We start from the raw sequence: 19,947 nt of genomic DNA on the forward strand, positions 1-19,947 counted from the left end.
GCCGTTGCCGCGCCCGGGGATCCGCCGCTTGCCGTTGCTCGGGCGGAAGGGTCTGCGTGATCGAACAAATAGTCATCGTCGGTTTTGGCTGCATCGGCCAGGCCGTGCTGCCGCTGCTGGAGCGGGCCTGGCCGCGGGCAGCGATCACCGTGGTCGACCGCGTGCTGGACCGCGCGCGCCAGCAACTGGTCGCCCGCCACAATCTGCAAGCCATCCAGGCCACCATCACCGCGGCCAACTACGAAACCACGCTGGCCCCGTTGCTGCGGTCCGGCGCCTTCCTGCTGAACCTGGCCCCGTCCGTCTGCAGCCGCGACCTGATCGCACTGGCGCAGGCGCACGGCGCATTCTATGTCGACGCTGGCATTGAACCCTGGGACTACGCCGCCGATCCGCGGGCCTCGCACCTGAGCAACTACGCGCTGCGGCACGAGATGCTGGCCTTCGCCCGCGGCCGCGAAGCGCTGCCGACCGCGCTGGTCGCGCATGGCGCCAATCCCGGGCTGGTCTCGGTGCTGGTCAAGTCCGCGCTGATGGCATTGGCCGGCAAGGCGGGCATGGATCGGCCGGAACCCCGGGATCGCGCCGGCTGGGCCGCGCTGGCGCGCGCGCTGGACGTGCGCGTGATCCAGGTCGCCGAATACGACAGCCAGCAGGCGCCTGGCTATCCGCGCGACGGCGAGTTCGCCAACACCTGGTCCGCCGAAGGCTTTATCACCGAATGCCTGCAGGACGCCGAACTCGGCTGGGGCAGCCATGAACCCCGCATGCCGCCCGCTGGCTACCGCCACGGCTACGGCAGCGGCGCGGCGATCGCGCTGGACCGGCCGGGCCATCGCACCCGCGTGCGCTCGTGGTCGCCGGTGCACGGCCCGTTCGACGCCTGCCTGATCACGCACAACGAATCGATCTCGATCGCCGAGTACCTGACCGACACCCGCGCCGGCCAGCCGCTGTATCGCCCCACCGTCTACTACGCCTACCGCCCCACCGCCGCCACGCAGGCCTCGATGCAATGGCTGGACGACCGCGCCGCCCCGCGCGTGCGCGGCGAACGCATCCTGCGCGACGAGATCCAGTGCGGCGAAGACGAACTCGGCGTGCTGCTGATGAGCGGCCGGCACGGTGCAGTCTGGCATGGCTCGCGCCTGTCGGTGCAGCGCGCGCGTGCGCTGGCGCCGTACAACACCGCCACCAGCCTGCAGGTGGCATCGAGCCTGGTCGCCGGCATGCAGTGGATGCTGGCCAATCCGTCGCGTGGCGTGGTGGAATCTGATGCGCTCGACTTCGGCCCGGTACTGGCCGATGCCGCGCACTGGTGGGCGCCGCTGAGCATCGCATTTACCGACTGGCTGCCGCAGCCCGGCGCCGCCTCGCTCGCCTTCACCGACTTCCTGCTGGACGACACCACGGTCCGGTCCGATTCCTCCCTGCTGACCCTTGCCTGTTGATGCAACGCATCCCGCAAACCCCGCGCCGCAACTGGCCGCGCGAACTCGAGAAGGTGGGCTTCCACTTCCATTCGCTGGACGAGTTCAACGTCCCGCGCGAAGTCGATGACCACACCTTCTTCTACTGGCGCGAAGACGCTGCCTACGCCTTCAGCAAGCAGGAGGTGGAAACGCTCTATGCCGCGGCCTACGACCTGAACCAGCGCTGCCTGGAAGCCGTGCAGCATGTGATCGACCACGACCTGTTCGCGCGCCTGGCGATCGACGCGGACTTCGCGCAACTGATCCGCACCTCGTGGGACCGCGACGAGCCCACGCTGTTCGGCCGCTTCGACATGACGCTGGACCCGCACGGCGTGCCCAGGCTGTACGAGTTCAACGCCGACACCCCGACATCGCTGATCGAATCCGCCGTCGCCCAGTGGTACTGGAAAGATGCCGTGCAACCGCAGGCCGACCAGTTCAACAGCCTGCACGACGCCCTGGTGGCGCGCTGGCAGTGGCTGCGCAACCACTACCGCAACGCCCGCCTGCTGCACCTTGCCTGCATGTTCGACAGCCAGGAAGACGTCTGCAATACCGAGTACCTGATGGACACCGCGCTGCAGGCCGGCTGGTCGGTCAAGCTGGTCGACCTGCAACAGATTGGCACCGACGGCCGCGGCAACTTCTACGATGCCGACAACGTGCCGATGGAAGTCGTGTTCAAGCTCTACCCGTGGGAATGGATGGCCACCTCCGACTACCGCGACCAGCTCGCGCACAGCCCGGTGCGCTGGGTCGAGCCGCCTTGGAAGGCGGTGCTGTCCAACAAGGCCATCCTGCCGATCCTGTGGGACCTGTTCCCGGGACATCCCAACCTGATCGAAGCCAGCTTCGACCCCGGCCACTTCGCCGGCAAGCCGCACGCGAAAAAGCCCTTCCTGTCGCGCGAAGGCGAAAGCGTGACGCTGCTCACCCCCGAGGGCGAGCGCGTCCACAACCCCGGCGAATATGGCGAAGAAGGTTTCATCTACCAGGCCTACGAACCGGCGCGGCGCTTTGACGGGCGCTACACCACGCTGGGCGTCTGGATCGTCGACGACGTGCCCAGCGGCCTGTGCGTGCGCGAAGAATCCGGGCCCATCGCCAAGAACACCAGCTTCTTCGTCCCCCATTACTTCACCCACGCGTAAGCCATGGCCAACAAGAAGAAGGGCACCAAACGCTCCAAGTACGGCAGCCCATACCAGCCCGGCCGGGGCGGCTCCGGCGGCCCGTCGCCGCGCATCGCCGCCTACCAGGCCGAACAGAAAAAGCAGGGCGGCTCGCCCGCGCTGTGGATCGTCGGCGCCTGCGCCGTGGTCGCCGGCGTGGCCGTGCTCGGCTCCTGCGGCGACGACGCCGACGACGACCCCGGCGTCACCGTGCGCCGCGCCAGCTACGCCACGCTGGAAGACTGCGAGGCCGACTGGAACACGCCCAACGACTGCGAAAGCGTGCCGATCGACGACCCCAGCACCATCTACAGCTCCAGCCTCAACGCCCCCGCCAGCGAAGCCGCCGGCTCAGGCACCACCCACAGCAGCAGCGCGTACTACGCACGCTGGTACGGCCCGTACTACACCGCCAGCGGCACCGTCTACCACCCCAACGGCACCCAGACCCAGCGCGACATGTCCTCCGGCCCGCTGCGGCCGATGCAGGTCTACGACCGCAACGGCACGCCCACGCAATCCTTCACCAACGCCACCCCGCGCGCAGCCATGGTGGAAGAAGCCACCGTACGCCGCAGCGCGCTCGGCGGCGGGCGCTCCATGGGCCTGACCATGCGCTCCGCGGCCGTATCGCGCGCACCGGTGGTATCGCGCGGCGGCTTCACCAGCCGCTTCGGCAGCTCCGGGCGCTCCGGCGGCGGCTGAATGCCCCTGCCGAACGCCATCCCGCACGCAAACCCAGACAACCGACAACGAGTCCATCCAATGGTCAATACCATGCACCCGGCGCTTGCCTACCTGATCTACATCGTCACCAGCTTTGCCATGCTGGGGCTGTTCCTGCTGGTCTATACGCGCGTCACGCCGCATCGGGAATTCACGCTGATCCGCGAGGGGAATATCGCGGCGGCATTGTCGCTGGGTGGAGCGGTGCTGGGGTTCTCGCTGACGTTGTCGTCGAGCATCCAGCACAACGCTACGTTTGCGATGTTCTTGCTGTGGGCGTTTGGGGCGTTTGCGGTGCAGGTGGTGGCTTACCTGGTGGTGGCGCGGGCGCTGGGGGGTGTCAGTGAGGCGATCTCAAGTGATAACCGCGGGGTGGGGGCGGTGATGGGGGTGATTTCGTTGTCGGTGGGGGTGGTGAATGCGGCTTGCCTTACCTGAGGCCAACTCGGTCGCCTCTCCTGACGCGATGGAATTCATCGACCTCTATGCGGTACACGAGAAGAAGGCCAGGAGTGGACTACTTACCATTCATCCTGCTCGGTGGCTCCATGCCGGTGGGGGCCTAGTTGGCTACGGCGTATTCGATCTTCTGTCGCCTGACTATCAAGCGATCCGCATAGAAGACCAACTAATATGCCATTTCAAAGAGCTGAGTCAGGTAAGTAGGGCGCGCCACAAGCATGCCCATTACTTTGCAACACCGGCGGTTGCCAAGCGGTACTGCAATTATTTGCCAAAGGGCAACATGGTCGAATGCGCCGTTCAGGACATACTTGCCATCCGAAACCCTGAAGGTCGCATTGAAGTGCATACGCCGGTTGGATTCATAGACTTGCTGCTTCCAAAAGCTATCATCGAGATCAAGAGACTCGAGAACTGGAAGCATGCGCTCGGCCAGGTGCTCGCATACTCCGCTTACTATCCGAACCACGCAAAGGTTATTCACCTCTACTCGCAAAGCCGGTCTGCGCCAGACTTGCAAGAGCCCACGCGAATTTGCCAGCAATTCGGCGTCGATCTTGTGCACTCAATTATCTATGCGAGCAATTTGGTTACGGATATCACATGATCCCGCGGGCTGACGCCCCGAACGAGGTCGTCCGCGAGGCAGGTCGGTGCCTGTGCTGCTGGGCGATGCTGTCGCACTAATTGGAATGGGCGTATTCGGCCTGATCGGCGGTGGCAGTGGCTCAGGCGTGCCGGATGGCCAAGCGGACCGTGGCGCCTGGCGCTCCCGTAAGATCATGCTGTGACTATCGCTTGCCGTCCTTAGATTGTCCAACGCCCGCCCGGACGCCTGTTCATCGTCACGGGGAGGGGCCTGCTCACCAAAAGCGCTGATCAGCGCTTCGCCCTCGCCCGCCCCGCCTTCGCGGCCCGTTTTAATGGCACCAGTGCGACGGCCGCCTCTTCGGCCTTATCCGCATTCACCAGCACCCCCGCCGAGACAATATAAGCCGCGGCACTCTCGATATCCCCACGCAGCGCCGCGCACGCCGCCGCACCGTCATGCTTGCGCAGCGCCTCGACCAGCTTGTCGTGATGCTTGACCGCGACGCGTTCCTCTACCCGTCGCGACCCCGAGCGCAGGTCATGGTTCAGGATCGGCCCGATGCGCAGCCACTGTGACTCGATCATCTGCAGCAGGATCGGCATGCGCGCCGCCGCGTACACGGCAAAGTGAAAGGCCTGGTTTGCGGCGATGACATCGGCGCCGTCTGGATTGCGCTTGGCCATCTCTTCGGCAAAGCGGCGGTGCAGGGTCTGCACCTGCTTCAGTTCCTCGTCGGTGATGCGTTCGGCCGCGGTCGCGGTGGCGAGCCCTTCGAGTTCGATCCGGATCTTGGTGATTTCCTCGAACTGGCTGACGCTCATGCGTGGCACGCGCAGCGCGCGGTTGGGCGTGAGTTCGAGGGCCTGCTCGGCGACCAGCCGGTGCACCGCTTCGCGCACCGGCATGACGCTGACGCCCAGTGCGGCAGCGATGTTGCGCAGGGAAATCTGCTCGCCCGGCATCATCTGGCCGCTGACCAGCAGCTCGCGCAGCTGCGTGTAGACGTCGCGGCTGAGGGTCTGGCGGACGAGAGGCGTCACAAGGTCATTCAGGCTCATGCCGCGAAGCATAGCACATAGGGTTATTCTCTATATTTGATCTGTGATCACAGTTTTAATCTTCGTCCGGAAGGCAGGCACCGGCCTGCCCTGAGGAGATTGAAACCATGTGGAAGGATGAATCGCTCGCCGGCAAGCGCGTACTGGTCACTGCGGGTGCCAGCGGCATCGGGCTGGAGATTGCACGGGCGCTGGCCGAAGCCGGCGCCCGCGTCGCGGTCTGCGACGTGGCCGGCGACGGACTGGAGCGCGTGTGCGCCGAATTGCCGGGCGTGGTGGCCGTCAGGGCCGATGTGTCGAAGGAAAGCGACGTCGAGGCGCTGTTCCAGGCGTTGGACCAGGCCTTTGGCGGCCTTGACGTGCTGGTCAACAATGCCGGCGTTGCCGGACCGACCGGCGGCGTCGAAACGCTGTCGCTGGCCGACTGGGAACGCACGCTGGCCGTCAACATTACCGGCCAGTTCCTGTGCGCCCGCGCCGCGGTGCCGCGCCTGCGGCAAGGCCGCTCGCCGTCGATCGTCAACCTGTCTTCGGCCGCCGGGCATCTCGGCATGCCGGGCCGTTCGGCCTACTCCGCCTCGAAATGGGCGGTGGTGGGCTTTACCAAGTCGCTGGCGCTGGAACTGGGCGCCGACGGCATCCGCGTCAACACGGTGCTGCCCGGGGCGGTCGACGGCCCGCGCATCCGCGCCGTGATCGCCGCGAAGGCCGAGTCGCTGGGCAAGACGCTGGAGGAAGTGACGCGGGACTACACCTCGCAGGCGGCGCTGGGCCGCATGGTGACGATGCGCGATATCGCCAACATGGTGCGATTTCTGTGCAGCGACCAGGCGGCCAGCGTGCACGGGCAGGAGATGGTCGTCGACGGCCTGACCCAGGCGCTCAGCTAGCGCGCCCCTCGCATTCCTTGCACCGCGGGCTATCCGCGATGCGGACCACCAACATCGACAAGGAACCACCATGGCCAAGCGAGCCAAAGCCATCATCACCTGCGCCCCGACCGGCGCGATCCACACGCCCAGCATGTCGCCCCATTTGCCGGTGACTGCCGACGAGATCGCCACCGCCGCCATCGACGCGGCACGCGCCGGCGCCGCCATCCTGCACCTGCACGCCCGCGATCCCAAGGACGGACGCCCGTCGCAGGATCCGGAGCTGTTCCGGCCGTTCCTTACCAGGATCCGCGCCGAGACCGATGCAGTGATCAATATCACCACCGGCGGCAGCCCGCACATGACCGTCGACGAACGCATGCTGCCGGCCACCACCTTCAAGCCGGAGCTGGCTTCGCTGAACATGGGTTCGATGAACTTCGGCCTGTTCCCGATGCTGGAGCGCTTCAAGGATCTCCGTCACGACTGGGAGCGCGAGCACCTGGAGAACAGCCGCAACCTGATCTTCAAGAACACCTACCAGGACATCGAGAACATCCTGCGCATCGGCAATGCCAACGGCACGCGCTTCGAGTTCGAGTGCTATGACATCAGCCATCTCTACAACCTGCGCCACTTCCTTGACCGTGGGCTGGTCAAGGGTCCGGTGTTCATTCAGTCCGTGTTCGGCATCCTGGGCGGCATCGGCCCCGACCCGGAAGACCTGATGCACATGCACCGCACCGCGCAGCGCCTGTTCGGCGACCAGTTCCGCTGGTCGATCCTGGGCGCCGGCCGCAACCAGATCCCGCTGGCCACCATCGGCGCAGCGATGGGCGCCAACGTGCGCGTCGGCCTGGAGGACTCGCTGTGGATCGGCCCGGGCCAGCTGGCCGCGTCCAGCGCCGAGCAGGTCACGCGCATCCGCACCGTGCTGGAAGCGCTGAACATCGACGTCGCCACGCCCGACGAAGCCCGCGACATCCTCGACCTCAAGGGCGCTGCAGGCACCGCGTTCTGAACCGCCGGGCCGCCATGGCGCGGCCCGGGCAGGCATCGATCACCGAAGACATCAACCAGGCCGAATGGCAGGCCCGTGCCACGGGCGCGGCGCCGTATCCGCCGATGGAGACTACGCACATGCAGACCGTACCCGCCTCGGGCGCACCGCCGCTGGCCGCGCCGACCGACCGCCCGCTGACCGCGCTACTGTTCCGCAAGCTCATGCCCTTGCTGGTGCTGTCGTACGTGATCAGCTTCCTGGACCGCACCAATATCGCGCTGGCCAAGACCCACATCGCGGTCGACCTGAACATCTCGGCCGCGGCCTACGGCCTGGGCGCCGGCCTGTTCTTCCTCAGCTACGCCTTCCTGGAAATCCCGAGCAACCTGATCATGCATCGGGTCGGCGCCCGCTTCTGGATCACGCGCATCATGGTGACGTGGGGCCTGCTGTCGGCGGCAATGGCCTTTGTCCAGGGCGAGACGTCCTTCTACATCATGCGCGTGCTGCTTGGCGCGGCCGAGGCGGGACTTTTCCCCGGCGTGATGCTCTACCTGACCTACTGGTTCGGCCGCGAAGACCGCGCGCGGGCGGTGGGCTACTTCCTGCTGGGTGTCTGCATCGCTAACATCGTCAGCGGCCCGCTGGGCGGCGCGCTGCTGGCCATGGACGGCATCTGGGGCTTCAAGGGCTGGCAATGGATGTTCGTGCTCGAGGGCCTGCCCGCGGTGTTCCTTGCCGCCGTGGTCTGGAAGAAGCTGCCCGACGGACCGGACAGCGCGCCATGGCTGACGCCTGCGCAAGCCCAGGCCGTGCGCAGCCGCCTTGCCGCGGAAGCCGCCGATGCCAGCACCGGCAAGGCCGGCCATTCGTTTTTGGGCGCCATGCGCGACCCGCAGGTGTGGCTGGCGATCTTCATCTACTTCTGCCACCAGATCTCGATCTACACGGTGATCTTCTTCCTGCCGGGCATCATCGGCACCTACGGCAAGCTGACGTCCGTGGAGATCGGCCTGCTCAATTCCCTGCCTTGGATCGCTGCCGCCATCGGCGCCGCCTGGCTGCCCCGCCACGCCAACACCCCGGGCCGCGGCCGCCGACTGCTGTGCCTGGGACTGGCCGTGATGGCTGGCGGCCTGCTGATCGCCGCCTTTGCCGGCCCGGTGATGGCGCTAGTGGGCTTCTCGCTGACCGCGCTGATGTTCTTCGTGGTGCAGTCGATCGTGTTCCTGTTTCCGTCGTCGCGGCTGAAGGGTGTGGCGCTGGCGGGCGGGCTGGCGCTGATCAATACCTGCGGGCTGATTGGGGGATTCATCGGGCCGTCGGTGATGGGGCTGATCGAACAGGCGACCGGTAGCACGCGTAATGGACTGATCATCATGGCTGCGCTGCTGTTGGTGGCGTGTGCGGTGGCGCCTGCGTTGCGGCAGGGGCAAGAGCGATGAGAGGGGGTGCCGGAGCGCCGCCTCAATCGCCTATGGATCTTCGCCGCTTTTGGCCGTAATCGATCTTCCAGTTGCGACGGCGAGCCGGCGTGGTCAGCACGCACCGCCGTCCCAAACGGCATTCATGCTGGCGACAAGCGTCGCCCTATCCTTTGGGCCGGGCCGTCGCCCGCCACCGCACGATGGATCCAATCATGGACCAGCCCGGCAATAAGCAGGTTGTTGTCGTCCATCATCGGTAGATGCGAATTCCCGCGGATGCCCATGGCCGGCAAGTCAAATTCAGTGACACTCGCCCCCGCTTGCCGCAGGGCCGACAACCATTCGTCCACTTGCCGGCGATATATCGTCCATAACGCGTTCTGCGCAATATAGTCGCCCCACAAAACACAGTGAGGGATGCCGCGCAATCGGCTTGCATCGTCCACTGTTGTCGATGGCGCGCCGGCAGGCTCAATGAGGATCAGTCCCCTTACCAGTTCGGGCACCGACAGCGCGGCGTACTGCGCCAGGCGGCCGCCTTCACTGTGCGCGAGGATCACGCATGGGCCAACCCGCCGGATCAGTTCCACATAGGCGTCCAGGGCCATGCCGCCCGTGCTGGTCCACCGCGCCACGAACTGCTTGGCGAGTTCGTCCAGCGCGTGTATCGGAAACCGCTGCCCTGCGAAGGCCTGTCGCTTCGCATTCGCTGCGTCGTATCCCGCCACGGGTCCAAAACGGAATATGTCCCACGCCTGCTCCAAGGTCCGGTGCTCCGGCATCTCCGACACCACGTACGCCGGCGCCCACGAAGCCCTGCCACGCTCTACCGCGTCGCTCACAAAGGTGTCGTATCCCTTGCGCATGAAGAAGTCATGCCAGCCCGGCCGGCCATCCGGTGTGCATTCCCACGTGGCACCGGTCATGCCGCCGCCGTGCCACATCAGCAAAGGGTATTTGGCCGTGGGCGCAGCGAGGACGAACTGTTGGACATAGAGCTGCCCCACCTGATAACGCCCATTCGGATTGGAGACACGTGGCTGGACCCCCGGCACCGTGGCCACGTGCCGATGCGGCAGGTCGACCAGGTCGACTGGCCGTCCGCCGACATGAAAGCCACGCACCGCTCTGAGCGCGACGAGGCTGCTTGCATCGACCGAGGTATCAGTGAACATGGCGAATTGCGATAAGAGCCAACGTTACGGTAATGGCGCCGCCGATGCGCGTCGCTATCTGCGCAAACGGCATCAGCTGCATCCGGTTTGCCGCAGTGAGAATGGCGATGTCTCCGGCACCGCCCTGGCCGCTGTGGCAACCGGTAACGACCGCGACATCGATGGGATACATATTGACGAAGCGCGCCACGAAGAACCCGCTGGCGATCATGGACCCCACCGTGGCAAACACCGTGACGACGGTGGGCACGGTGAACGCGCTGACAAACTCACGCCACGGCGTCAGTGCGACGCCCAGCGCAAACAGCAATGGCCAGGTAACGATGCCGGAGAAGAACTGATACACACCCTTTCCGCCTTGCTCCAGCGCGGGCGAGATGGCGCGCCCAAGTTTGGCCGCGACGATCAGGAACAGCATGGTGATCGGCGCCGGAAACTCCAGGACACGCTGGACCAACACGCCAACCAGATAAAACGCGACGATGGTCACCATGGCTCCGGCAAGGCCGGCCGGATCAAACACCGGTGCCGTCGGAGACGTCGCGGACGCCGCCTTCTCGCATGCAGTCGTTTGCGAGCCGCGCTGCAGCACGCCTTCTCCTGTCAGTTGCGGAAAGCGCTTGCCCAGGACATTGAGCAGCCCGCACAGCAACACTGCGGTAAAGCTGCCAAGCATGACCACGGGAATGATCTGCGCAAACAGGTCCGGCTGTTGCTGTCCCGTAATCAGCGCGTACCCCATCGAGAGCGGGATGGCACCTTCGCCAAGTCCTCCGGCCATGATGGGGACGACGACAAAGAAGAATGCCCGGTAAGCATCCAGCCCCATCGTCATGCCGGTCAGTGTTCCGACGGCACCGGCGACGACCGAGCTGACGGTCAGCGGCACAAAGATCTTCAGGAAGCCACCGAGAAGCACCTCACGCTCCATGCTGACAATGCTGCCGACAATAATGGCCGCCACATAGAGATAAAGGAAGTTGGACGCCTTGACGAATTCCTTGATCGGCAGCACCAGCGACGGCGGAATCAGGCCGTAGTGGGTCATCGCCGATGGCACCACGAACGCAAGGATCGCAGCGCCGCCCATCAGGCTGAGCATCGGCACACGTCGACCGAGCTCCATGAAGAAGAACCCGCCCAACGACAAGACGCCGATCGCCATCGTGAGATCCGATGGCACCTTGCCAAGGATGGCGAATCCCACCACGATCGGCAGCAGCGCGAGATACACCGGCAACGGCACAACGCCAACACGACGATCCAGCAGGCGCCACCATTGCGCACGCAGCGCAGACATGGGCGGCGCAGCTGGCTCAACCGCAGCGACCAGGGAAATCTCTGCGGCTGTATGCGAAACAGGGTCTGGTAGCACGATGTCCTCCTCCATTTGTTTATGAGCGCGGCCGCATGGCGTAGCGGCTTCTGGGTCTGTAGTCTGTTGCGCGTCGACTATGACGTCCAATATCTGTTTTGTTGGGGGGCATAAATTCGTACTATGGCAACCTATGCAGAACGCCCGCAAACTGGACATCTCCCGCCTGATCGCCTTCATCGCAATTTGCGAAGAGGGCAGCATCACGGCCGCGGCGCGCAGGCTCGGGATTGCCCAGCCGGCGTTGACCGTTACCGTGAGCCGGCTGGAGGATGTGCTGGGGACGGTGCTGCTGACGCGAGGCATTCGCGGCGTCAAGCCGACTGAAGCGGGACAACGCCTGCTGCGGCGCGCCTACGAGATCGTGAATCTCGTCGAGTCCACGTTCCAGGAGCTGCAGGAGTGCACAACCGACCCTGGCGGCGAAGTTTCCCTGGGCCTGCCCTCTTCATCTGCCGCCGTAATCGCCCTGCCTCTGGTCGATCGCATCTCTACCCGCTACCCGAAAATTCGCCTGCGCCTGGTGGAAACGTTCTCCGGCTACCTGTGGAACTGGCTATCCGAAGGGCAGCTTGATCTGGCGGTGGTGTTTGACCGGACGGCAACGCCGGAAGTGCATTGCGAACCCATCGCCAGCGAGGACCTGCAACTGGTAGGCGGGCCGGGATCGCTGCCAGACACAGGCATGGTGCAGGCAAGGATATTGGACAGGTATCCCCTGGTGATGCCGTCGCGCCTGCATGCCATTCGGTCAACCCTGGAGGCCCATGCCGCGCGCGAGAACGTGTCACTAGACGTTCGCGTTGAAATAGACGCCGGCCAACGGCTGATACGGCTGGTGGAAACCGGTGGCATGTTCAGCGTTCTCGCCAGAAGCGCGGTGACACGGGAGATTCTGCAAGGGACGCTGGCGGCGTGCAGGATCGATCCGCCCATTACGCGCACCGTATGCCTGGGACAGCGGCGCGCACGCATGGCAGACCCGGCGGTCCGCGCCGTTATCGCAGAATTGGCTGCGGAGGCCAGGGCGTTGATCGATGCCGGGATCTGGAAGGAAGCCAGTACGGATCAACCGCTGATGTATGAGTATGCCGATGGATAACCAAGCAACCAACTACCTGGAGATCCCTGCATTGAAACGAAACACCCGCTGGATACGCCTTGCCCTGGCGCTGGTCGGTGCCGTGCTGCTCGGCGATGCCGTCGCGCTGATGAGCATGGGCTTGTTCAACTTCGGCATCGCGTTGCCGGCGTGCATCGGCATCGTGTTCCTGCTGCTCGCATTGTGTTGGAATGGCGTGGCGCGATGGCGGAAGGCGGACCGGCGGCGGCAGTGGCTTTGGCGTGCTGGATGGCTTGCGTTTGCTGCGTGGCTGGTCACGGTCGGGATATTCTTTTATGGCATCCGCAGCGGCATGGGCGTTTCCGTACCCGCGGGGATGCCGGTGAAGGCCATCGTCATTCTTGGATCTGGTACGCCTAACTGCAAGGCGTCGCCGACGTTGATTGCGCGGCTGGATCAGGGACTGGCGCAGGCGCGAAGGTGGCCGGACGCCAAGGTCGTTGTGAGCGGTGGGCAGGACTTTGGGCTGCAGTGTGTCGAGGCGGACATCATGGCCGATTACCTCGTTGCACGCGGGATAGCGGCGGACAGGGTGATTCGCGAAGGACGCAGTACCAGTACCGAAGAGAACCTGGTGTTCAGCCGGCGGTTACTGGAGGAGCAGGGCATCGATGCCACCGACTCCGTTGTGGTGGTAACCAGCGACTTCCATGTACGGCGGGCGGTGCAGATTGCCGGGAAGGCTGGCTTCGGCAAAGTCGCCGGAGTCGGGGCGGGAACGCCGATCTACCTTCGATATAACGCCTGGCTCCGCGAGTACTTCGCAGCGATCAGCGGATGGGTGTTGAGGGAGTATTGAGGCTTCTGCGTCCATGTCGTACCGCACATCCTTTTCCTATCGCATTCGCGACCGGAGCATGATCGCGACGTGACGCTTTCGCCTCACCCCAACCCGACTCCACCCGCTGAGCACAGGACTAAAGTGCGTCCTGCTTGTCGGGCTCGCTGACCTCGACTAGCCTGCTATGGATGTCAATCCACTTCGCTGCACTGCGATACCCATTTGATGCCAGAACGCCCGACCACCCGCTATGACAAGGCGCTGCAGCGCCTGCGCGCGGTCTTTTCCCCGTTGAACCTGGCGGCGGCGGCGTGGCTGATTGCAACATGGGCGTTCGCGGCGTTCCAGCTCGTGAGCGAGCGGGACCGCTTGCTGCACGACGCCGCGAAGCGTACCCAGGCCCAGGCCCAGGCGTTCGGCGCGTACTCGAAATCCAGCATCCTGCGGCTGTCCGAGTTCCTGCTGGACCTGCGGGCCAGCTGGCTGGCCGGCCAGCCGGGGTTCATCGAAATGGTGCGTGAGCGGCAGAACCTGGTGGTGGACCTGTCGTTCCAGGTGTCGGTGATCGACAAGCATGGCTTGCTCATCTACTCGTCCATCGCCGGGCCTGCGCCCACTGAGAAGGTCGACCTGAGCGGGCGCGAGCATTTCCGGGTCCACCAGAACGCGGGCGGGCGCGACATGCTGTTCATCAGCGACCCGGTGAAGGGCAAGGTCTCGCGCAAATGGTCGATCCAGTTCACGCGCCCCATCCTGCGCGCGGGCAGCTTCGACGGGGTCATCGTGGTCTCGGTCAGTCCGGAGCAGTTCGCCAGCTTTGCGCAGACCTTCACTGACCGCGATGGCGAAGTGGCGTCGGTCATCAAGACTTCCGGCATGGTCCTTGCGCGCGTGCCGGCGCTGGAGGGTACGCTGGCCAGGGCGGTCAGCAACAGGCCGTACCTCGCCAGCGGGTCGCCCCCGACCGGTAGTTATCGGGCGATGTCGGGCTCTGAAGGCGTGGAGCGGGTCTTTGGCTATTACCGTTTGCCGGAGTTCGGGCTCAATTTCGTGGTGGGCGAGGCGGTCAGCCTGGTGCTGGCGCCCTACGAGGTCTATCGCCGCGTAGCCCTGGCCGGTGCCATGGCTTCCACGCTGCTGCTTGCGCTGTTGTACTACAGCCTGCGCCGCTCCATGGCGGAGCGACGGCGCCATATGGAGGAAATGCGGCTGGCTTCGCTGGTCTATTCGTCCAGCAGCGAGGCCATGGTGGTGACGTCGCTCGATGGCACCATCATCGACGTGAATCCGGCCTTTGCCGCCGCCACCGGCTATACCGCCCAGGAGATCCGGGGCCGCCCGGGCTATGGCATCAGCGGGGCAGGCAATGCGGCAGGGCTGGTCGAACGCCTGCGGGCCACCGTGGCAGCCACGGGCAGATGGAGCGGCGAACTCTTCATCCGCCGCAAAGACGGCAGCGAGTTTCCCGCCTACCTGACCGTGGATACCTACCTGGCCCACGCGTATGGCGAGCGCTGCCGCGTTGCGCTGATCCATGACATGACCGAGAAGCGCCAGGCGGAGGAAGTCATCCGGCACCAGGCCAATTTCGATGCGCTCACGGACCTGCCCAACCGCCGCCTGTTCTTTGACCGGCTGGAGCAGGAGATCGGGCGTTCGCGCGGCACGCAGGATGCGGTGACGCTGCTGTTCATCGACCTGGATCGCTTCAAGGAGGTGAACGATACCCTCGGCCACGACCAGGGCGACCAGTTGCTGCTGGAGGCGGCGCGGCGCATTGCGGCATCGGTGCGCGCGACAGATACCGTGGCGCGGCTGGCCGGCGACGAGTTCACCGTGATCCTGCCCGCGGTGGGCGATGCCGGCGTTGCCGGGGACATTGCCCAGGCGATCCTGCAGCGGATTGCCGCGCCTTACCGCCTGGCCGGCGAGCTGGTGGTGGTGTCGGCCAGCATCGGCGTGGCGACCTGGCCCAGGGACGCCGACAACGCCGAGGCCCTGCTGGTGTGCGCCGACCAGGCGATGTTTGCCGCCAAGGCAGAGGGCCGCAATCGCTGGAAGGTCTTCTCGCAGGCGCTGCTGCAGGTGGAGCGGGAGCGCCTGCGCATCACGCAGGACCTGCGCACGGCGCTGGCGTCCGGGCAGTTCGCGCTGCACTACCAGCCCATTGTCGATCTGCGCACGGGCAAGGTCTGCAAGGCCGAGGCCCTGATCCGCTGGGACCATCCGGTGCGCGGGCCGATCCGCCCGGCCGATTTCATTGCTGTTGCGGAAGAATCCGGCCTCATCATCGACATCGGCCGCTGGGTGCTGACCGAAGCGCTGGACCAGCTTGCGCGCTGGCAGGTGCTGCTGGGCAAGGACTTCCAGATCTCGGTCAACAAATCACCCGTGGAGTTCAGCGCCCCTGCGAGCGGGCCCGAGTCCTGGTCCAGCATGATCGAGCGCAGGAACGTGCCGGTGGGCAGCCTCGTCATCGAGATCACCGAAGGCTCGCTGATGGAGCAGAACGCCGATGTCATGGACCAGCTCTCCCGCTTCCAGGCGGCCGGCATCGAGATCGCGCTCGACGACTTCGGCACCGGCTACTCGTCCTTGTCGTACCTGCGGCGCCTAGATATCGACTACATCAAGATCGACCAGTCCTTCATCCGCTCGCTGACGCGGGGGCCGGACGACGTGGCTTTGTGCCATGCCATTATCAGCATGGCGCATGCGCTGCGCATCCGCGTGATTGCGGAGGGGGTGGAGACGGAGTTGCAGCGGGACATTCTGGTGGCTGCTGGTTGCGATTACGGGCAAGGGCACTTCTTTTGTTCGCCGGTGGAGGCTAGGGCGTTTGAGGCGTTTGTGAGTGCGGTGACTTGAGGCGGGGCGGCGTTCTTCCGTAGGTTTCGGTGATCCGTGCTTGAGCTTGGCTGGACACCGAAACTTCAACTTGCAGCACAACCTCCAGGCCACAACCAGAACGGCGCGAGACCAGCTCGCGCCGTTTTACTGTCAGGCCTGCATTGCGCAGGCCTGTCCCTCGTCAAGCAAGCGCCTGCAGGCGATCAGCGCACCGGTCGATCTGCCGCTTAAGCGGCGAAATCAGGGCGTGCAGGCCGATGCTGTCAGGGATATCGCCGGCCTGCAGGTCCAGCAAGGTCAGGACGGACTGGAAGCCTGCGCTGACGCGTAGAAGGTCGTCGCTGACTTCGAGGATGTGGTCCTCGAGGGTGACGGCTTTGCTGGGTTGCGGTGGGGCAGCCTTGGCGCGGCGGCGGAACTGGGCGCGGTCAACTTTGGCCAGGTTTTCGGCTAGTTGAGCTTGCTTTTGGGCGAGGGTGGGCTCTTGGGGAGCCGGGGTGGTGCTAGTCATTGCGACCTCCGTGTGTAAGAGATGGAGGCTCGCCGTCCGCTGTCAATCGGGTGGGCGAGCACAGGGCAGGGTTGACAGACCGGCACACACAAACCGGCGAGCCAGAAGGCTCCCCCGCCGCGGCCCGCCCGTATGGGCGTGTGCTGGCGAAAGACGAGAGGATACCGCTTCGCTGCTCGTCCGGTGTGTTGGTCAGGCTGTCAAACCTGGTCGACCATTCTGGTGGCGACACATCAGTCTCGCCATAAGGCCTTCACGGAGCTATGCGCAAACTCTCAAAGCGAGATGCGGATTGTCATCGGCCGCGGAAGGTGCAATGCCCACGGACCTACCTGGAATTCATGAAGGTGGAAAACGCGGAATAAGAAGGTAGAATGCCAGTAACAGTGTGTTACAAACCTGCTATCCCTGTTAGCGGCTACTTGCATCCGAAAAAATTAGAAGAAGCGGTCATGTCTCCGAAGAACGAGTCGATTTGGCGAAGAGTAATTCACGAGACCTTTGCTCGTGGCGCTGGCCTGATTCTCGTCCCTTTCCATGGCACCTGGTTTCCGGCACGTTTGCAGGACGTGGGACAGCAGCCTCAGCAGATCCGCATTGCCAATGTGCAACGAGATCCTTCCGCCAAGCGGGCCATCGCGACTCGAGAAATGCGGGCCGCGCAAAGAAGTTTGGCGGATTGGACATCAAGGCGATGAAGGATTCCGCGGTCGACAAAGGCAACAGCAATATGCGAACGCGAGAGACAAACGTTGCCGGCCCTGAGCCTCTCAACCGTTTCCTCCGAATGGCGGTAATGGCCGGCGTCGAAAGTGCAGTTCAAATCCACATCGACCGAGGCGATGATCTTGACGCTCGCGATGGCAGCGGCATGACGCCTCTCATGCTGGCTGCGGCTCGCAACAGAGCCTCCATCTGCAAACTACTCCTCGACGCTGGCGCCAGCAATGCATTGTTAGACCCGTCGGGGCGCACAGCTCATGCGATTGCCCTCGCAGCTAGTGCACATGAGGCTGCCGCAATACTAGGGATCGCCCAAGAGTTGCGCTCTCCTCACCAACCCGAGCCGGACCTAGATCCCCTTCCCATTGTAAGGCGCTCCAACTTTTTGGATCCCATCCAAATGACTCCCGAGGAAGGCAAAGGCCCCCCCGCGACGAAAACGCTCGGATCACCTTTGGATAGCGCGAACATTACCGCCGCCGTCAGTACAATGATCGATTCCGACGAGCTCTCGGAATTCGACTTGTCAGAATGGGAGGCCGAAGAAGAATGTCTTCCCCCTGAGGTCGACATATCGGTCGTGAAAGCCGCCGATGCGATTCAACTCGCCATCTCCAACCATGAGCCGATCGACTCTTCGGCAGAATGGGACGACATTGATGCCTACTTGCCCGAGCAAGCTTTGCCGCTCGCTCGTGTGGATGACGAGGAAACTCGCACACAAATACGCACGCTTTTGCTTCGCGCTATTCGTGAGGGTAGTGTGCCAAGCCTGGACGTGGCGGACCTGGCAATTAGTGCTGACCGATTGTGTAACCCCGAAGCAGAACGGCTGCTGATCAGAATACTAAATGACCTCGGAGCGGAGGTGGATGAACGCTTCGAATACGCTACAGCATTCGAGAGCTTCAAGGTTTTTGTGAGGCCTGACGAAACGAGCAGTGAAGAAAAGATCATTGACGAGGCGCTGGCCGCTATGGATAGCGCGATCTCACCTCGCAACGAGCCGCTGCGACTGTATCAACGAGAGTTTCAACGCCTACGACTAATCTCTGCGAACGAAGAGGTCGAACTTGGTAAAGCCATGGAGGGCGCCTTGGCCGCCGCCCTAGATGCCCTGGCGGCTTGGCCTCAAGGTGTCCAATGGACACTGACCGCTGGACTCAAGGTCAAGAATGGCCTGCGCCCGCTGACGTGGATGTCGCTCGGTGGAGTATCCGACATTGAGCCATCCTTTGCGGACGATGTGGATGCAAGTCCGGCGTTGCTCGATTTGGAAGAAAGCGTCCCGGAGGACAATGACGAATCTCCGATTGAGATTTCACCGCAACTTTACGAAGCGACATTTGCAGAAGCTCTCGATCGGTTAAGCATCCTCCCCATTAGTACCAACGGGCACGGACCTTCTTGGCACGCTGCCCGTGACGCCCTAGCAGCGCTCCGGCTCACTCGCGATTTTCTATTAGTTTTGGCAGACAACGACGCTGCGAAAACATCCGAGGCTGGCATTCGATATGCTCGGACCATGCGCAGCTATAAGCGAGCGCGAGATGCGATGATGAGTGCCAACCTAAGGTTGGTATTTCATATTGCGCAAAAACATCAATACTGTGGGGAGCCCCTGGATGATTTAACCCAGGAAGGAAATCTCGGCCTTCTAAAAGCCGTCGAGCGCTATGATTGGCGACGCGGATTCAAATTCTCCACTTACGCAAGCTGGTGGATCCGTCAGCATATCGGACGATATATTGCCGACAAAGGCAGAACCATCCGCGTCCCGGTCCATGTCTACGCGAAGCTTCAGCGCCTCCAACGAGAAATGCTGACGTTCGATTCAATTTTTGGGCGAGAACCAAATCCTGAAGAAATCGCGGCGAGCATGGAGATGCCCGCACATAAGGTTGCCGCACTTTATCACATAGCACCTGCGCCCTTGCCCATCCATGAAGTTTCAGTCGATGATTTAATTGCTGTCGAGACCAGTGAGAATCTCGCATTACAATCTCCCGAGAACCGCGTGTACGCGACCGAACTCCGTCGGTCGATCGATGACTTCCTCGCCACGTTGACACGCAAGGAAGAACAGATCATCCGCATGCGCTATGGAATTGGCACGCCTGACGCACTGACGCTGGAGGAAGTTGGCCAGCGCTACGAGGTCACCCGCGAGCGTGTCAGGCAAATCGAAACCAAGGCCCTCCAAAAACTAAGTCGTCCCAATAGACGAGACGCCTTTGCGAGAACCGCCCTTGGTATCACTAAGGTCAGTGAAAGAAGCAAAGCTGTAGTTGAGGGCAATTCAATCCCCGACGTTGAGTCTACCGACCAATCCGAGGAGCTCGGTCTGCGCCCTCCCGAGGTTGATTTCAAGTCCACCCCTGGAAACCCCAATACCCGCGCAGGACATTCTTCACGCCTCGGGCAACTTCTGGCGCGTGCCGCGCAACTCGGCGTCGCGATCGACGATGAACGCGATGGTCAATCGGGGAAGATTTGGGTGAATTTGGTAGGCACTTCAGATAAACCAAAACGACTGCTGGCTCGCCAGCTGCTCAAATTCGGATTCAAGTCCTGGCCCGGAAAGGGCTACTGGATATGACGCAAAAAACCCGGAAGGCACCA

At 63.5% G+C, this 19,947-nt stretch carries 16 protein-coding genes; 12 read left to right on the plus strand and 4 right to left on the minus strand.

Features of this window, described 5'->3' with window-relative positions:
• Nucleotides 1–56: 56 nt before the first annotated feature.
• From U9J39_RS17020 to U9J39_RS17040, 5 genes are read left to right on the plus strand one after another with little or no spacing between them, the layout of a single operon-like run.
• Nucleotides 57–1,451, plus strand: coding sequence for a saccharopine dehydrogenase NADP-binding domain-containing protein (locus tag U9J39_RS17020; RefSeq protein WP_326347571.1), 1,395 nt, complete (start codon nucleotides 57–59; stop codon nucleotides 1,449–1,451).
• The gene (locus tag U9J39_RS17025; RefSeq protein WP_326347648.1) at nucleotides 1,451–2,626 is read left to right on the plus strand and encodes a glutathionylspermidine synthase family protein; all 1,176 of its coding nucleotides are present in this window, start codon (nucleotides 1,451–1,453) and stop codon (nucleotides 2,624–2,626) included. The genes U9J39_RS17020 and U9J39_RS17025 overlap by 1 nt, the downstream gene beginning before the upstream one ends.
• A 3-nt stretch (nucleotides 2,627–2,629) precedes the next feature.
• Nucleotides 2,630–3,352: a hypothetical protein gene (locus U9J39_RS17030; RefSeq protein WP_326347572.1), complete on the plus strand. Its 723-nt coding sequence runs from the start codon at nucleotides 2,630–2,632 to the stop codon at nucleotides 3,350–3,352.
• Nucleotides 3,353–3,412: 60 nt separating this feature from the next.
• Complete coding sequence (locus U9J39_RS17035; RefSeq protein ID WP_326347573.1) at nucleotides 3,413–3,811, plus strand: DUF350 domain-containing protein; 399 nt, start codon at nucleotides 3,413–3,415, stop codon at nucleotides 3,809–3,811.
• A 28-nt stretch (nucleotides 3,812–3,839) separates the two neighbouring features.
• A complete protein-coding gene (locus U9J39_RS17040; protein ID WP_326347574.1) occupies nucleotides 3,840–4,442 on the plus strand; it encodes a hypothetical protein in 603 nt (200 codons plus the stop codon).
• A gap of 272 nt (nucleotides 4,443–4,714) precedes the next feature.
• Here the strand turns inward: U9J39_RS17040 and U9J39_RS17045 are convergent, their stop codons facing one another.
• A complete protein-coding gene (locus tag U9J39_RS17045) occupies nucleotides 4,715–5,497 on the minus strand; it encodes a GntR family transcriptional regulator (RefSeq protein ID WP_326347575.1) in 783 nt (260 codons plus the stop codon).
• Between the two features lie 95 nt (nucleotides 5,498–5,592).
• On the opposite strand from U9J39_RS17045, the gene U9J39_RS17050 reads away from it, so the two are divergent.
• From U9J39_RS17050 to U9J39_RS17060, 3 genes are all read left to right on the plus strand, one after another.
• Entirely contained in the window at nucleotides 5,593–6,375 is a 783-nt protein-coding gene (locus tag U9J39_RS17050; protein ID WP_326347576.1) for an SDR family oxidoreductase, read from the plus strand.
• Nucleotides 6,376–6,445: 70 nt separating this feature from the next.
• Nucleotides 6,446–7,378 carry a 3-keto-5-aminohexanoate cleavage protein gene (locus tag U9J39_RS17055; RefSeq protein ID WP_326347577.1) on the plus strand — a complete coding sequence of 311 codons (933 nt, stop codon included), beginning with the start codon at nucleotides 6,446–6,448 and terminating at the stop codon, nucleotides 7,376–7,378.
• A 119-nt stretch (nucleotides 7,379–7,497) separates the two neighbouring features.
• Nucleotides 7,498–8,805 carry an MFS transporter gene (locus U9J39_RS17060; protein ID WP_326347578.1) on the plus strand — a complete coding sequence of 436 codons (1,308 nt, stop codon included), beginning with the start codon at nucleotides 7,498–7,500 and terminating at the stop codon, nucleotides 8,803–8,805.
• 122 nt (nucleotides 8,806–8,927) lie between these two features.
• Here U9J39_RS17060 and U9J39_RS17065 read toward each other — a convergent pair whose 3' ends face one another.
• Complete coding sequence (locus tag U9J39_RS17065; protein WP_326347579.1) at nucleotides 8,928–9,962, minus strand: esterase; 1,035 nt, start codon at nucleotides 9,960–9,962, stop codon at nucleotides 8,928–8,930.
• Nucleotides 9,952–11,352, minus strand: a complete 1,401-nt coding sequence (locus U9J39_RS17070) for a 2-hydroxycarboxylate transporter family protein (RefSeq protein ID WP_326347580.1) — start codon at nucleotides 11,350–11,352, stop codon at nucleotides 9,952–9,954. Before U9J39_RS17070 ends, U9J39_RS17065 begins: the two co-directional genes overlap by 11 nt.
• Nucleotides 11,353–11,470: 118 nt before the next feature.
• On the opposite strand from U9J39_RS17070, the gene U9J39_RS17075 reads away from it, so the two are divergent.
• The 3 genes from U9J39_RS17075 (at nucleotide 11,471) to U9J39_RS17085 (ending at nucleotide 16,109) form a co-directional block, all read left to right on the plus strand.
• Nucleotides 11,471–12,439 carry a LysR family transcriptional regulator gene (locus U9J39_RS17075; RefSeq protein ID WP_326347581.1) on the plus strand — a complete coding sequence of 323 codons (969 nt, stop codon included), beginning with the start codon at nucleotides 11,471–11,473 and terminating at the stop codon, nucleotides 12,437–12,439.
• Entirely contained in the window at nucleotides 12,426–13,259 is an 834-nt protein-coding gene (locus U9J39_RS17080) for a YdcF family protein (protein ID WP_326347582.1), read from the plus strand. The genes U9J39_RS17075 and U9J39_RS17080 overlap by 14 nt, the downstream gene beginning before the upstream one ends.
• 207 nt (nucleotides 13,260–13,466) lie before the next feature.
• Entirely contained in the window at nucleotides 13,467–16,109 is a 2,643-nt protein-coding gene (locus U9J39_RS17085; RefSeq protein ID WP_326347583.1) for a bifunctional diguanylate cyclase/phosphodiesterase, read from the plus strand.
• A 163-nt stretch (nucleotides 16,110–16,272) separates the two neighbouring features.
• Here U9J39_RS17085 and U9J39_RS17090 read toward each other — a convergent pair whose 3' ends face one another.
• A complete protein-coding gene (locus tag U9J39_RS17090) occupies nucleotides 16,273–16,602 on the minus strand; it encodes a DUF1484 family protein (RefSeq protein WP_116293920.1) in 330 nt (109 codons plus the stop codon).
• A 679-nt stretch (nucleotides 16,603–17,281) separates the two neighbouring features.
• Here U9J39_RS17090 and U9J39_RS17095 point away from each other — a divergent pair.
• Nucleotides 17,282–19,924, plus strand: coding sequence for a sigma-70 family RNA polymerase sigma factor (locus U9J39_RS17095; RefSeq protein WP_326347584.1), 2,643 nt, complete (start codon nucleotides 17,282–17,284; stop codon nucleotides 19,922–19,924).
• Nucleotides 19,925–19,947: the final 23 nt, after the last annotated feature.

Origin of the sequence: Cupriavidus sp. SS-3, assembly GCF_035818815.1 — a bacterium.
Classification (GTDB): domain Bacteria; phylum Pseudomonadota; class Gammaproteobacteria; order Burkholderiales; family Burkholderiaceae; genus Cupriavidus; species Cupriavidus taiwanensis_C.